We start from the raw sequence: 13724 nt of genomic DNA, 5'->3' as shown, positions 1-13724 counted from the left end.
TATATTCTACTTATGAAGAGTCAATCTACCGTTTGGTGTTTAGTCGCAGGGACAGTTCTACTGAGTGCCTGCTCTAATAATAGCGACCCCTATAACCAGAGTTCCGGCTACCCTATGAGCTACACCCAGAGTGGTGGTTATGCTAGTTCTCCACAGCTTATCTCTTCTGAGCAACTGCAGTCTCTGGTTTCGCCAATAGCACTGTATCCAGACTCATTACTCTCTTTGATGTTGCTGGCATCTACGTATCCCTTGGAAATTGCAGAGGCATATAACTGGCGCAGAAGTAATGCGAGCCTTTCTGGGGCAGCTTTGCAAAATGCACTGAAAACCCAGTCTTGGAACGATAGCGTTAAGTCTCTGATTGCTTTTCCACAAGCCTTTGACATGATGGGTAGTAAATTGCAGTGGACGCAGAATCTTGGCAACGCCTATAAGCTTCAGCCGGCTGATACGATGAAGGCGGTTCAGGTTTTACGCAAGCGCGCTGTTCAGGCGGGAACCTTGAAGTCAAATCAGCAGATGACTGTTAGCACCGATCCAAACTCGAATATTGTGATTGGCCCAGCCAATACTCAGGTGGTCTATGTGCCAAGTTACAACCCAAACCTCGTTTATGGCACTTGGCCTTATCCGGACTATCCACCATATCCGGCATATAACCCTGCTTGGGGAATGATGTCTTTTGGTTTGGGTTTTGCTGTAGGTGATGCATTTTGGTCAACACCGAGTTGGTCTAATGGAACTATCAATGTCAATAACAGCGGGAGCAATACCCCAGGCAGATCTAATCGTGGGGTAATTGGTCCCAGCAGTATTCAAAATCAACAAAGACTCCTAAATGATTGGAAAAACAATGCTACTCCCCAGGAGAGGCAGGCGGCCAGAGCCGCTGGTCAGCGGGCTGATAGTGATTTTCAAAAAAATGCAACGCCTCAAGAGCGTGCTCAGGCTGATCGTCTAAACCAAGAAGCTCGCAACGATTACCAGCGTGATCGTGATAACCAAAATGCTTACAGAGAAGCTGCCCAGGAAAATGCTCTACGTGAGCAAGCCCGCTTTGATCGTATGAATGACGATCGTTTTGGTGGGCGTGGTGGTTTTGGTGGTGGTCGTATGGGTGGATTTAGACGCTAATTTAGAGAATATCAAATGAACTCATTTCGAATTACTGTGTCAGTCTTGACTGTAGTACTGTTATTTCAGTCTCAAGTTTTTGCGCAATCTAATTTACCTAAGAATGATGCCTCGACAAAAGCATTGGTCGAGTTATGTCAAAACGTGAATGATATTGATGCGCAAAATTTTTGCTTTGGCTTTGGTGAGGGCGTATATCAGTCCTATCTCGCCAATCGCAATCCCAAAATGAAGCCGAGCATTTGTTTTTCTCCAGATTCAGGCACTAGGGAGAGGATTCTTCAAGAATTCTTAAGTTGGAATCAGCGCAATCCCCAGTTCAATCAGGAGCGTGCGGCTAAGACTTTAGTGCGCTTTTTTGAGGCTCAGTACCCCTGTAAATAGGCTTAGAGAGATTATCTATTCTATTTGCACCAATTTAGAGCATAACGCACCCAAACGAAGCGACCTATCTTTTATTGCTGTTGTGAGTGGAATACGATGAAGTTGTTGTTCATTCTTTAGGTAGTACCTCCATAGTATTTCTTTAGACCACCCTTCGGGGTGGTTTTTCTTTATATCTTGACGACTGGCAATTTTCTCAAGAGTGTAGAGATTTAGAATCAGATTCTCAATGCTGAAGATCATCCAACAATACTTCCCTGGCCTTTTGGTCTGCCTGGTCATCGCGATGTCGACCAGTTTTCTTTCTGATAACTATGGTGGCCCACAGTTACTCTATGCCTTGCTCATTGGCCTATCCCTGCATTTCTTATATCTCAATGAAACAGTAAAGCCGGGAATTGATTTTTGCGCTAAGACTGTTTTGCGTTTGGGGGTGGCCTTACTAGGTATCCGCATTACTTTTGCTGATATCAGCGCGATTGGGATTAATACAGCGCTGATCGTGATCTTTGCGGTAGCAGCCACAGTCTGTCTTGGATATTTTTTGGCTAAATTTCTGAAGTTATCTCCAGATTTGGGATTGATTGCTGGAGGCTCTGTTGGAATTTGTGGGGCCTCAGCAGCATTAGCTGTAGCATCAGTTTTGCCTAAAACCAAAGAAAATGAGCGATTTACTTTGCTCGTGGTCGTTGGGGTTACGGTGCTGTCCACTATTGTTATGGTCGTCTACCCCTTTGCTTTGCAGTTACTCGATGTTGCCGCCTTACCAGCGGGGATTTTTTTGGGGGCAACGATTCATGATGTTGCGCAGGTCGTAGCAGCTGGAATGCTATTTGGCCCAGAAGCGGGCGATGTCGCAACAGTGGTGAAGTTATTCCGAGTTGCTTTATTGCTCCCAGTGGTTCTGGTGATCTCCATTTTCTTTGGTGCTGAAAAATCATCTCAGAAAATGGGATGGGGGAGCCTACGCTTAATTCCTACCTTCCTATTGGGGTTTGTGGCTCTATCAGTGATTGCATCGATGCAAATATTGCCAAGCAGCGTAACGCATTCCATTGGCGGAGCATCGCGCTGGATGCTCGTCATTGCGATTGCCGCCGCAGGTCTTAAAACCAACTTTCAAGAATTGGCTAAGTTAGGTTGGCAACCGGTAGTGATGTTGGTGGTAGAGACTCTTTTTATTGCTTCGATTGGTCTAGTCTTTATTACCAACTTTGAGTAATGGGTGCATAGCCTGTAATAGACGCTGCATTATTTTTCTACAAAAGCTCTCTCAAATACATAGTCACCGAGTTGACCAAGGCTTGGTGAGACCTTGAAGCCTTTGGCATCTAACATCTCAGCAGTTTCTTTGAGCATCGATGGGCTACCACAAATCATGGCACGATCCACTGCGGGATCAAGAGGTGGCAAGCCAATGTCTTTGAAGAGTTGGCCCGACTCAATGGCAGTCGTAAGTCTACCGGTATGTTTGAATGCTTCACGAGTGACGGTTGGATAGTAGATGAGTTTTTCACGAATGATTTCACCGATGTATTCGTCTTGCGTGAGCTCGTTCTTGATGTAATCACCATAGGCTAGTTCGCTCACTAGGCGCACCCCATGAATGAGAACTACCTTCTCAAATTTATCGTATGTTTCTGGGTCACGAATAATACTCATAAATGGCGCTAGTCCAGTACCAGTGCTGAAAAGGTAGAGATGCTTACCAGGATTTAAATCATCGATGACAAGTGTGCCAACTGATTTTTCACTCACTAGAATGGGGTCACCCACTTGAATTTTTTGCAATCTAGAGGTGAGGGGACCATCTTGAACCTTAATGCTGAGGAACTCTAAATGCTCCTCGTAATTTGGGCTAGCAACACTATAGGCTCGCACTAATGGTTTACCTTCTACTTCTAGACCAATCATCAAAAAATGACCGCTACGAAAGCGTAAGCCCTTATTTCTGGTGGTAGTGAAACTAAAAAGGGTGTCATTCCAGTGGTGAACGCTGAGAACAGTTTCGGTGTTGTAGGCTGCCATAGGTACTTAAATAATGAGGTGTAAACCTCAATTATCCTCAATCTTGAAACCACTCTATAAAAACAAGCGAATTTTGATCTATGTCATTCAAAAGCTCTCTACCGATTGAGCCCTCAAATCACGGTGTTGCATGAGAAGGCAGTGACTTGCCGAAGGGGGTAGACTGTAATCTTATATATACGAGGTCTTTTGTATGAGCTCAGTAGGTCCCAAGTCCGTCTTTGAACGGGGTATTTGGTATGTCATCATTCAGGCAATTCTGATTGGCTTGATTTTGTTTGGCCCGAAGGGGTCAGATTTACTGACTTCCGAACCCCTCAAAACAATCTTTTTGTCATGCGGCATTTCGATTGGCCTGATTTCAATCTTGGTAATGCTTATTGCAGTGATTAATCTTGGTAAAAATCTTACCCCCTTGCCATGCCCAAAAGACAATGCGCAGTTAGTGCAGTCTGGCCTTTATCGTTATGTGCGCCACCCCATTTATTTTGGAGTGTTATTAGCTGCTCTTGCATGGTTGCTTATTTTTCCAAGCGCTTACATTTTGCTCTATGGCATAGCCTTATTCATACTCTTTGACATCAAAGCGAGGCGTGAAGAAGTGTGGCTTGTAGAGCGCTTTCCCGCATATCAAGATTATCAAAGGCGGGTCAAAAAACTATTCCCTGGTGTTTATTAATATATTTTTATATATAATGAAAACACATCTAAATTTAAGGAAATAATATGAAAACAGCACATGATCTCGTCGCTTTAGCAAAGAGTCAGATAAAAGAGGTAAGCGTTGCAGATGCTGCGCAAGCAATTCAAGCGTCAGATATCTTGCTAGATGTGCGCGAGGCGGATGAGTATGCCAGTGGCCATATCCCAGGGGCAGTCCATATTTCTAGGGGTTTATTGGAGTTTAAGTTAAGTAACAGTCCAGAGCTGGCGCCACGTGATTTAAAAATCGTGTTGTATTGCAAGACTAGTGGACGCGCAGCATTAGCTGCAAAAGCTTTATATGATATGGGCTATTTGAATGTAGAGTCTATTGCTGGTGGCTTTGATGCTTGGGCTTCTGCTGGCAATCCAATTGCTAAGCCACAGCCTTTAGAATTTGAATAACCTTATATTTAATTAACTTGTTCTTGGGAGTTCTTATGAGTGGTGAGCCATCAGTTCGATTGGTGCAGCAAGCCGATTATCGGTTTGCCATTTATTACAACGAAGAACGCGATCCAATCTATGGGGATGAGCCGCCACCATTGGGTGGCTCTCAGGGAGCAACCCCATCTCAGTTTCTGTTAGCCGGCGTTGCTAACTGCCTGTCGGACTCACTGCTGTTTGCTATTAGAAAGTTTAAGCAGAACCCCGAGCCAATTGAAACAAGGGCTCGTTGCGAAATAGGCCGAAATGAACAGAACCGCTTACGTATTTTGGCGATTTATGTCGATATTCATATTGGAGTGCCAGGTGCATCTTTAGAAAATCTTGACAGAGTATTGGCCCAGTTTCAGGATTTCTGTACCGTATCTTCTAGTGTCAGCCTGGGTATACCAGTTAATGTGACAGTGACCGACTCCAATAATCAGCAGTTATATCCAGCGATATAAGGCTTTCCTTTGATGTGGGTCAAAACGGCCTCCTTTTGAAAAGCCTAAAGTGGTATTAGGAAATTAAAAGGAGATAGAGATGATCTTGTTTAAAGAATTGTTTGGCACTTTCGCTGGCCAGCTTAGCCTGGCAGTAATTCTGTTCATTATTGGCATGGCAGTATTCTTTGTCCGCATGTTCTTAAAGAAGATTGCAGCCGGCGAATAAGCCAAGATAAACACAGAAGTTAAAAAAGCCGCAGAATGTAAACTCTGCGGCTTTTTACTTTTGAGGCATTAAGGCTCTACTATTCTTCCTCGCGGCGCAGATGTGGGAAGAGAATCACATCACGAATATTGGGTGCATCAGTTAGTAGCATTACCAGGCGATCAATGCCAATACCACAGCCACCTGTTGGAGGCATGCCATATTCGAGCGCGCGAATGAAGTCATGGTCAAAGTACATGGCCTCTTCATCACCAGCTTCTTTTTGCTCTACTTGTTTACGGAAACGATTGGCCTGATCCTCTGCATCATTGAGCTCTGAGAAGCCATTGGCAATTTCACGCCCAGTAATGAACAGCTCAAAGCGTTCAGTAATGCCAGGGCGAGTATCGGATTCGCGGGCTAGGGGGCTTACTTCAATAGGGTAGTCAATGATGTAGGTTGGCTCCCACAAATGCTCTTCGGCAACCAATTCAAACAAGGCTAACTGGAGCGCGCCAAGACCAGCATTCTTTAATGTTGGAGAGTCTGGGTTCTCACCACCTTTTTTGAGTTCAGCTCGAATGAATGCGGCGTCTTCCAATTGTGCTGCTTCGTAGCGCTTATTGGATTGGCTACAGTACTTCAAGATCGCTTCAGTAATGGTCAAGCGCTGGAAAGGCTTGCTAAGGTCTAACTCGCGACCTTGATGAGTAAGTACAGCAGTGCCTTGCGCATCCATAGCAGCTGCTCGAATCAAGCTTTCTGTGAAGTCCATCAACCAGCGGTAATCCGTATAGGCTGCGTAGAATTCCATCATGGTGAATTCTGGATTGTGGCGTGGGCTCACACCTTCATTGCGGAAGTTGCGATTAATTTCAAAGACACGTTCAAAGCCACCTACGACAAGACGCTTTAAATACAATTCAGGCGCAATACGCAAAAACATTTGCATGTCTAAGGCATTGTGATGCGTGATAAAGGGCTTAGCAGTAGCGCCCCCGGGAATTGGGTGGAGCATGGGCGTTTCGACTTCCATGAAGTCAGCATCGAGCATATGGCGACGCAAGGAGGCGATCGTATTGCTGCGCGCTCTAAAAGTATTGCGACTTTCTGGGTTCACAATCAAATCAACATAGCGTTGACGATACTTTGTCTCTAAGTCAGATAGACCATGGAACTTATCAGGTAGGGGGCGTAGTGATTTGCTGAGTAAACGCAAGTTACTGCACTCAACAGAAAGTTCACCCTTATTGGTTTTAAACAAGTGACCTTCAGCAGAAATGAAATCGCCCATATCCCAATGCTTAAAAGCGCCATGGGTATCAGCACCACTGATTTCATCATTGATGTAGAACTGAATCTGACCGCTGCGATCTTGGATGGTGGCAAAACTGGCTTTACCCATCACGCGCTTAAGTACCATACGGCCGGCCACTTTGACATGCACCTTCTTGGCAGCCAGCTCGTCTTTAGACAAGCTGTCGTAGTGAGTGTGTAAATCTGCCGCTAAATGTGTTGGCACAAAATCATTGGGAAAGGCGACACCGCCTTGACGTAACTTGGCTAGCTTCTCGCGACGCTCTGCAATGATGTGGTTTTCATCAACAGGTTCAGTGTTACTTACTGGGGTGGCTTTATCGTTCATGGAGGGTGTCAATAACTGTAATAAGGGTAATGAATTAAACGCCTTGCTTTAGGCTGGCTTCAATAAAGGCATCAAGATCGCCATCCAATACTTTTTGAGTATTGGAGATCTCAACGTTAGTGCGTAAGTCTTTAATGCGACTTTGATCCAGTACGTAGGAGCGGATCTGGTGACCCCAGCCTACATCAGTCTTACTAGCCTCAAGCTTATCTTGCTCGGCGCGACGCTTTTGCATCTCGTGCTCATACAGGCGTGACTTGAGCATGCTCATGGCTTCAGCACGGTTCCGATGCTGGCTTCGGTCGTTCTGACACTGCACCACAATACCTGTGGGGATGTGAGTCAGGCGAACTGCAGAGTCGGTTTTATTAATATGCTGACCACCAGCTCCAGACGCGCGATACGTATCAGTGCGAATGTCAGCAGGGTTAACGTCAATCTCGATCGAGTCATCGATCTCTGGATAAACATAAATACTGGCAAAAGAGGTGTGACGACCATTCGATGAATCAAACGGAGATTTGCGTACTAAACGATGTACTCCAGTTTCTGAACGGAGGTGGCCATAAGCATATTCACCATCCACTTTGATGGTTGCACTCTTGATTCCGGCAACGTCGCCATCAGACTCTTCCAGGATTTCGGTTTTATACCCTTTTCGTTCGCAGTACTTGAGGTATTGACGAAAGAGCATGCTCGCCCAGTCGCAAGCTTCCGTTCCACCTGCGCCAGCTTGAATATCAATGAAGCAGTTGCAGGAGTCCATCTCATTGTGGAACATGCGACGAAATTCCAGATCATGAATGATCTTGCTATAGCTCTCGACATCTTGTTCGATTGCGGCAATCGTTTCAAAATCATTCTCTTCTTTTGCCATATCAAAGAGCTCAAGAGCGCCGGTGATATTGCTATTTAAATCAGTGAGAGTGGCAACAACCCCGTCGAGCAATTTCTTTTCTTTGCCTAGGGCTTGCGCTTTCTTTTGATCATCCCAAATCGTGGGATCTTCCAGAATAGAGTTAACTTCGGTAAGGCGGCGTGACTTTACTTCGAAGTCAAAGATACCCCCGAAGTGCTTGCTCACGGGTGAGCAGATCGGACAGGGTGTTTGAAATAATATTGAGTTGTTCGGCTTCCATCCCCTGATTATAAGGGGGTTATTGGAGTCTAGCCCTCATCATGGGCTTCAATCATGAGTTGAACCCGAGCCTGCCCTTGATAGCGGTCAGTCACGAGACGATAGGCCAATTTTGCTTTAGCTGGTAATGGCTGAGTCCGATTAAACCAGACCCCTGTAAATACTGTATTACCGGCCGAGTTAGCACCGCTAGGCCGTAGCTGAAGCCGAAGGTGTTTGTCTTTCATCAGGCTTTGCTGGGCTACCTCGAACTCCCCATAAAAAATGGGCTGAGGAAAGCCTTGACCCCAGATTTCTTCAGCCAATAGATCGCCCGTTTCTGGCGTGAAGTCCGAGGGATCTAGGATGCCATCATGAATGTGGCGGCGCTCCAATAACTCATCATTGAGCAATTCATTGGCAACCTCCTGAAAAAGAGCATCAAACTTTTCAAAGTCCGATTTTCTGATAGTGAGCCCCGCAGCCATGGCGTGTCCGCCAAATTTCAGAATGAGTCCAGGCTCTCGTTTGGAAACAATGTCTAAGGCGTCACGTAGATGAAATCCCGTCAGCGATCTGCCAGAACCACGCAGTTCCTCTCCAGTATCACCATCTGCAGGTGCAAAAACAATTGCGGGACGGTTAAATCGCTCTTTAAGTCTGGAGGCCACAATTCCGACAACACCTTGATGCCACTGCGGATTCCAAAGGCAAATACTGGAGCGGCCCTCCATCGTGCCAGCCAATTGATCTTCTGCAAGATGGGCTAAAGCAGCTTCTTGCATGCCGGATTCAATTACCCGTCGCTCACGATTGATCCGATCTAATTCATAAGCCAGTTCAATTGCCTCATCCGGTTGATCGCATAGCAAAAGACGAATGCCTAAAGTCATATCTGCAAGGCGACCTGCAGCATTTAAGCGTGGGCCAATGGCAAAGCCTAAATCAAAAGTGTTGGCTTTACGAGGATCTCGGGTAGCCGCTTGAAAAAGTGCTTGGATGCCTGCTTGTGAGACTCCAGCACGAATACGTTTCAAGCCGTTAGAGACCAACACGCGATTATTGCGATCGAGTTGGGCAACGTCAGCCACAGTACCCAATGCAACTAAATCTAATAGATTTTCAATCTTGGGTTGAGTATCAACAGTAAATTGACCACGTTTACGCAGCTCTGCTCGTAGCGCGACCAATAGGTAAAACATGACTCCGACTCCAGCAAGCGCTTTGCTGGGAAAAGAGCATCCAGGCTGATTCGGATTGACGATTGCAGTAGCTCTTGGCAGTCGATCGCCTGGCAAGTGGTGGTCAGTCACAATCACTTCCATGCCAAGCTCGCGGGCTCGGTCTACTCCAGCTTCACTGGCAATTCCGTTGTCAACGGTGATGAGGTATTTGGGTTTGGGTACTTGCTGCGCAGCTAAATCGACAACCTCTGGCGTCAATCCATAGCCCATCGTAAAGCGGTTAGGCACCAAGAACTGAATAGGGGTATCTGATCCGCCAAGCATTTTGAGCCCCCGCACTGCCACTGCGCAAGCGGTAGCACCATCGCAGTCATAATCCGCCACCACCAACATGGGCTCTTTGCGCTCAAGAATATCGGCTAGTAGGCTTGCAGTGGAGATGCAGTTCTTGAGCTCAATTGGCGAGAGCAACTGCTTAAGATCAAGTGATAGCTCATCCGGTTTAGTAACTCCACGAGCAGCATAGAGTTTTGCTAGTAAAGGGTGTAAGCCGCTTTGATGTAACCAAGTGGCAGTTCGTTCTGAAAAGGGGCGTTGCGAAAAGACACTCATCGATTTTGAGAGGCAATGAGTTCTTGCCAGCTGATTGGGTCAGATTTTTTCCAAAAAGCCCATGATTTTTTATAGAGATCTTTGGCTGTAACTATTCGTTGGCGCATTTTGCCATCAGGAAAATCAATTACGGCTATTTCAGAAAGGTGCTCATTGATTAAGGCATTCTGAAGTTCAGGCCAAAGAGTTTCTGGCTTGGTTACCCAGGCAAATGCAGAGTCTAATTTTGAGATCTCAACCTGATCTTGATGAGGTATTCCTAGGTATTTTGCCAAACCTGGAAGTAGGGGACTTTCACCATACATGTGAGTGATATGTTGAAATAAGCTTGGTGTCTGTAAATCTTCAAGCTTGCCAATGCCGCTAATCCATAAAGAATTTATTGCAGGTAAACCGCGTTGTGCACGCTCTTCATTGACTGGGTCAATATGCCAAAGCATCTGTACTTCATTTTGAAGTTTGCGCCAAAGCTTAGCTATCCCCAGATCTTGCGTATCACGGGGCATCCACCAATCAATATTTCGACCATGAGCTTGTTCTATCGAATGGGTTGCCAAGCTTGAAAATGGACCAGCAGGAATAAACCAATCAAGCCGTCCTTGATAGAGGGGTTTATGCCCAAAGTCTTCTTCAAGGAGTGGTAGGGCAATTTGAAGAAGTCTGGCGGATTCTTGTTCTGTCAAATCAATCTGATCTTGGTGCATCAAAATCAAATGATCTCGTGTGGCATGAAGATGAACTGGTTGTAGGCAGGCAATCATCTGGGCTGGATCCAAGGTAAGCTCACTTTGCCCTAATAGCAGGACAGGGGCGAGCGGCAGATGAGGGCCCAGTAAAAAGTGCTCTTGGGGCAGCCCTTTAGGGGGTGCGCTTTGGCTTGCATCCAAATCTAGCGCATCCTCCCCAGATAGCATCAGGGTAAAGCGGGGTAGTCCGCTGGAATTGGGGGTTAAATTACTAGTCATTCCCCTGATTTTAGGTGGCATTTACAGAATCCATCGCATTGCCTGTTCAATTCACTAAACTGTAGCCATGTTAAGACTTCCTATTGAGCTAGAAATTGGCCTGCGCTACACCCGCTCCAAGCGTCGCAAGACGGTCGGTAAGCGTGATGGCTTTCTCTCTTTTATCTCCGGAATATCTACCGCAGGCATTGCCCTAGGGGTTGCAGCTTTAATTGTGGTGCTCTCTGTGATGAATGGGTTTCAGAAAGAGGTTCGGGATCGCATGCTTTCTGTGCTTTCCCATGTGGAAATTACTGCTCCAGATGGTTTATCCAATTGGGAGCCAATCGCCCTCAGAGTCGCTAAGGAGCCCCACGTACTCGGCGTTGCTCCCATGGTGAGCTCCCAGGGTTTATTGAGCCGAGATTCCATGATGCGGGGTGTGTCCATTCGAGGAGTATTGCCCAGCGAAGAGGGTAAGGTCTCTGATTTACCTCAGCAGTTTGTTGTGGGCAGTATTGATGATCTACAGCCTGGTAGTTTTGGGGTAGCACTAGGTGCTCAGTTAGCGAGTATTGTGGGTGCGCAAGTAGGTGACCGCATTAATCTGATTGTTCCAGAGAGTGATATCACTCCAGCAGGTGCAATGCCTAGAATGCGGACTTTACAAGTAGTGGGCATTGTCGATAGTGGTCATTATGAATACGATAGCTCCTTAGCTATCATGCATTGGAAAGATGCCGCTGCTTTATTACGCTTACAAAATCCAACAGGCCTTCGTGTCAAGGTGGATGATATGCAACGTGCACCAGAGGTTGCTGCGGATTTAGCGCAGGTAGTTCCTCAAGCATTATGGGTAACTGACTGGTCACGCTCCAATCGCAATTGGTTTGCCGCTGTGCAGACCGAGAAAAAGATGATGTTCATTATTCTGACGCTCATTATTGCGGTGGCAGCATTCAATCTGGTGTCTACCTTGGTCATGACAGTAAATGAAAAGCAGGCAGATATCGCTATTTTGAGAACGATGGGCGCTAGCCCAGGATTAATTCAACGTATCTTTTTGGTTCAGGGTCTAGCAATTGGTTTGCTGGGATCTTTGGCTGGAGTCGGTTTGGGTTTGCTCATTGCTGTAAATATTGATGTCATCGTTCCTGCTATTGAGGCGATTTTTCGGGTGCGCTTTTTGCCACGTGATGTGTATTTCATTAGCGAGTTGCCATCTGATGTCCGCTTATCTGATGTAGTAACAGTAGGCCTCATGGCTTTTGGCTTATCGGTATTGGCAACTTTATATCCAAGCCGAAGAGCAGCGAAGGTTCAGCCTGCGGAGGCATTACGTTATGAGTAATTTAAATAATGTCATTCTGAGTGCAAGTAATCTTGCTAAGAATTATGGCAAAGGCCCTACTGCAGTTGAGGTGCTCAAGTCTGTTGATCTTCTGGTGAACGCTTCCGAGAAGGTGGCAATTGTCGGCTCTTCGGGATCGGGGAAAAGCACCCTATTGCATTTACTAGGTGGTTTAGATACTCCGACTGCTGGTGAGGTGATTCTGGCTGGTGAAAATCTCCACAATCTTCCCTTGGTGAAATTGGACCAACTGCGCAATCACAGTTTAGGATTTATTTATCAGTTCCATCATCTATTAGATGAGTTTAGTGCTCAAGAGAACGTTGCTCTGCCATTGCGTATTCGAGGCTTGAGTAATGATGAGTCTATGGAGCGTGCAAATACGATGTTGCAAGCAGTAGGTTTATCAAAGCGTGTGCAACATACTCCAGGAGAGCTCTCAGGTGGTGAGCGCCAGCGTGTTGCTGTAGCGCGCGCCTTGGTTGGCAACCCATCTTGTGTATTGGCCGATGAGCCTACAGGTAATCTTGATACTGAGACTGCTGATGGTGTATTTGATTTAATGTTAGATATTGCCCGTGAGCAAGGCACTGCCTTTGTTATTGTGACTCATGACCCTGTGCGCGCTAAACGTTGTGATCGTATTTTGCATTTGGAGCGCGGAGTTCTCAAAACATTCGCGCAATGAGCGAGTCTCTTGATTGGGTTGATACCCACTGCCATCTAGATGCGCGAGAGTTTCAAGATACTTTGGCTCAGATAGTGGGTAGGGCTAAATCCTCCGATGTGAAGGCATTGCTGGTGCCTACCGTCAAAGCATCCGATTGGGATCAGACAAAAAAACTTGTACATCAATATAGCCCGCAAATACCAGGCTTGGTCTATACCTTAGGTATTCATCCTTTGTATATCAATCAAGCTCAAGAAAGTGATATTGAAGCTCTTCAAAAGCGAATTCAGCTTTCACTAGGTGATCCACGTTTTGTAGGTATTGGTGAAATTGGCTTGGATTATTTTGTTGAAGGCTTAGATCCCCGGCGGCAAGAGTATTTTTTTCATGCGCAACTCGATTTAGCTGATCAATTTCAGTTGCCGGTGATTTTGCATGTGCGTCGCTCCCAAGATGCGATCCTTAAGGCATTGCGAAAGAGAAAGGTGCCTGGTGGAATAGCCCATGCATTTAATGGCAGCCATCAGCAGGCTGAGCAATTTATTGAACTGGGATTTAAGTTGGGATTTGGTGGGGCGGCTACTTACGATAGAGCCTTGCAAATTCGTCGCCTTCTTCTCGAGATGCCAATTGAGAGCATTGTTACCGAGACTGATGCGCCAGATATTCCACCGGCTTGGCTCAGGGGTGAGGGTGGAGCCTTTAATGAGCCTGCCTTGCTTCCTAAAATTACAAGGCAGTTAGCCGATATTCGGGGTATGGATCATCGGGAGTTTGCGGCTGCAGTTTGGCAAAATGCCATGCAAGTATTACCCCGTTGGTCTAGCTTAATGACCAGCAATACCAATTCAACCATAGCTTCTTAAGAAT

15 protein-coding genes are annotated in these 13724 nt (G+C 46.2%); 10 read left to right on the top strand and 5 right to left on the bottom strand.

Features of this window, described 5'->3' with window-relative positions:
- Positions 1–12 precede the first annotated feature (12 nt).
- The 3 genes from FD974_RS06530 (at position 13) to FD974_RS06520 (ending at position 2743) form a co-directional block, all read left to right on the top strand.
- The gene (locus FD974_RS06530; RefSeq protein WP_215363596.1) at positions 13–1137 is read left to right on the top strand and encodes a DUF3300 domain-containing protein; all 1125 of its coding nucleotides are present in this window, start codon (positions 13–15) and stop codon (positions 1135–1137) included.
- 15 nt (positions 1138–1152) lie between these two features.
- On the top strand, positions 1153–1521 hold the full coding sequence (locus FD974_RS06525) for a Rap1a/Tai family immunity protein (protein ID WP_215363593.1): 369 nt from the start codon (positions 1153–1155) through the stop codon (positions 1519–1521).
- Positions 1522–1750: 229 nt separating this feature from the next.
- Positions 1751–2743 carry a YeiH family protein gene (locus FD974_RS06520; protein WP_215363590.1) on the top strand — a complete coding sequence of 331 codons (993 nt, stop codon included), beginning with the start codon at positions 1751–1753 and terminating at the stop codon, positions 2741–2743.
- Positions 2744–2772: 29 nt separating this feature from the next.
- On the opposite strand, the gene FD974_RS06515 is transcribed toward FD974_RS06520, so the two are convergent.
- Positions 2773–3549 carry a ferredoxin--NADP reductase gene (locus FD974_RS06515; protein WP_215363588.1) on the bottom strand — a complete coding sequence of 259 codons (777 nt, stop codon included), beginning with the start codon at positions 3547–3549 and terminating at the stop codon, positions 2773–2775.
- Positions 3550–3742: 193 nt separating this feature from the next.
- On the opposite strand from FD974_RS06515, the gene FD974_RS06510 reads away from it, so the two are divergent.
- The 4 genes from FD974_RS06510 to FD974_RS06495 all read left to right on the top strand — a co-directional run bounded on the left by FD974_RS06510 (position 3743) and on the right by FD974_RS06495 (position 5352).
- Positions 3743–4228: an isoprenylcysteine carboxylmethyltransferase family protein gene (locus FD974_RS06510; RefSeq protein WP_215363585.1), complete on the top strand. Its 486-nt coding sequence runs from the start codon at positions 3743–3745 to the stop codon at positions 4226–4228.
- Positions 4229–4275: 47 nt separating this feature from the next.
- Positions 4276–4656 carry a rhodanese-like domain-containing protein gene (locus FD974_RS06505; RefSeq protein ID WP_215363583.1) on the top strand — a complete coding sequence of 127 codons (381 nt, stop codon included), beginning with the start codon at positions 4276–4278 and terminating at the stop codon, positions 4654–4656.
- Positions 4657–4691: 35 nt separating this feature from the next.
- Entirely contained in the window at positions 4692–5144 is a 453-nt protein-coding gene (locus tag FD974_RS06500) for an OsmC family protein (RefSeq protein WP_215363581.1), read from the top strand.
- A gap of 79 nt (positions 5145–5223) precedes the next feature.
- Positions 5224–5352 carry a DUF3149 domain-containing protein gene (locus FD974_RS06495; RefSeq protein WP_215363578.1) on the top strand — a complete coding sequence of 43 codons (129 nt, stop codon included), beginning with the start codon at positions 5224–5226 and terminating at the stop codon, positions 5350–5352.
- Between the two features lie 79 nt (positions 5353–5431).
- Here the strand turns inward: FD974_RS06495 and lysS are convergent, their stop codons facing one another.
- The 4 genes from lysS to FD974_RS06475 form a co-directional block, all read right to left on the bottom strand.
- Positions 5432–6976 carry a lysine--tRNA ligase gene (gene lysS / locus FD974_RS06490; protein ID WP_215363574.1) on the bottom strand — a complete coding sequence of 515 codons (1545 nt, stop codon included), beginning with the start codon at positions 6974–6976 and terminating at the stop codon, positions 5432–5434.
- 34 nt (positions 6977–7010) lie between these two features.
- A protein-coding gene (gene prfB / locus FD974_RS06485) for a peptide chain release factor 2 (protein ID WP_215363571.1) occupies positions 7011–8115 on the bottom strand; the annotation gives its coding sequence in 2 pieces (ribosomal slippage) (positions 7011–8033 and positions 8035–8115; 1104 coding nt in all).
- A gap of 28 nt (positions 8116–8143) precedes the next feature.
- Positions 8144–9889, bottom strand: coding sequence for a single-stranded-DNA-specific exonuclease RecJ (gene recJ / locus FD974_RS06480; protein ID WP_215363568.1), 1746 nt, complete (start codon positions 9887–9889; stop codon positions 8144–8146).
- Entirely contained in the window at positions 9886–10854 is a 969-nt protein-coding gene (locus FD974_RS06475) for a hypothetical protein (RefSeq protein WP_251374557.1), read from the bottom strand. The genes recJ and FD974_RS06475 overlap by 4 nt, the downstream gene beginning before the upstream one ends.
- A gap of 67 nt (positions 10855–10921) precedes the next feature.
- On the opposite strand from FD974_RS06475, the gene FD974_RS06470 reads away from it, so the two are divergent.
- From FD974_RS06470 to FD974_RS06460, 3 genes are read left to right on the top strand one after another with little or no spacing between them, the layout of a single operon-like run.
- Positions 10922–12184, top strand: coding sequence for a lipoprotein-releasing ABC transporter permease subunit (locus tag FD974_RS06470; RefSeq protein WP_215363564.1), 1263 nt, complete (start codon positions 10922–10924; stop codon positions 12182–12184).
- The gene (locus tag FD974_RS06465; protein WP_215363562.1) at positions 12177–12872 is read left to right on the top strand and encodes an ABC transporter ATP-binding protein; all 696 of its coding nucleotides are present in this window, start codon (positions 12177–12179) and stop codon (positions 12870–12872) included. Before FD974_RS06470 ends, FD974_RS06465 begins: the two co-directional genes overlap by 8 nt.
- Entirely contained in the window at positions 12869–13720 is an 852-nt protein-coding gene (locus FD974_RS06460; protein ID WP_215363560.1) for a TatD family hydrolase, read from the top strand. The genes FD974_RS06465 and FD974_RS06460 overlap by 4 nt, the downstream gene beginning before the upstream one ends.
- Positions 13721–13724 lie beyond the last annotated feature (4 nt).

Source organism: Polynucleobacter sp. es-EL-1, from assembly GCF_018687975.1.
Classification (GTDB): Bacteria; Pseudomonadota; Gammaproteobacteria; order Burkholderiales; family Burkholderiaceae; genus Polynucleobacter.
Note: the sequence above shows the minus strand (reverse complement) of the source record. Positions and strands in the feature narration are given on the sequence as shown.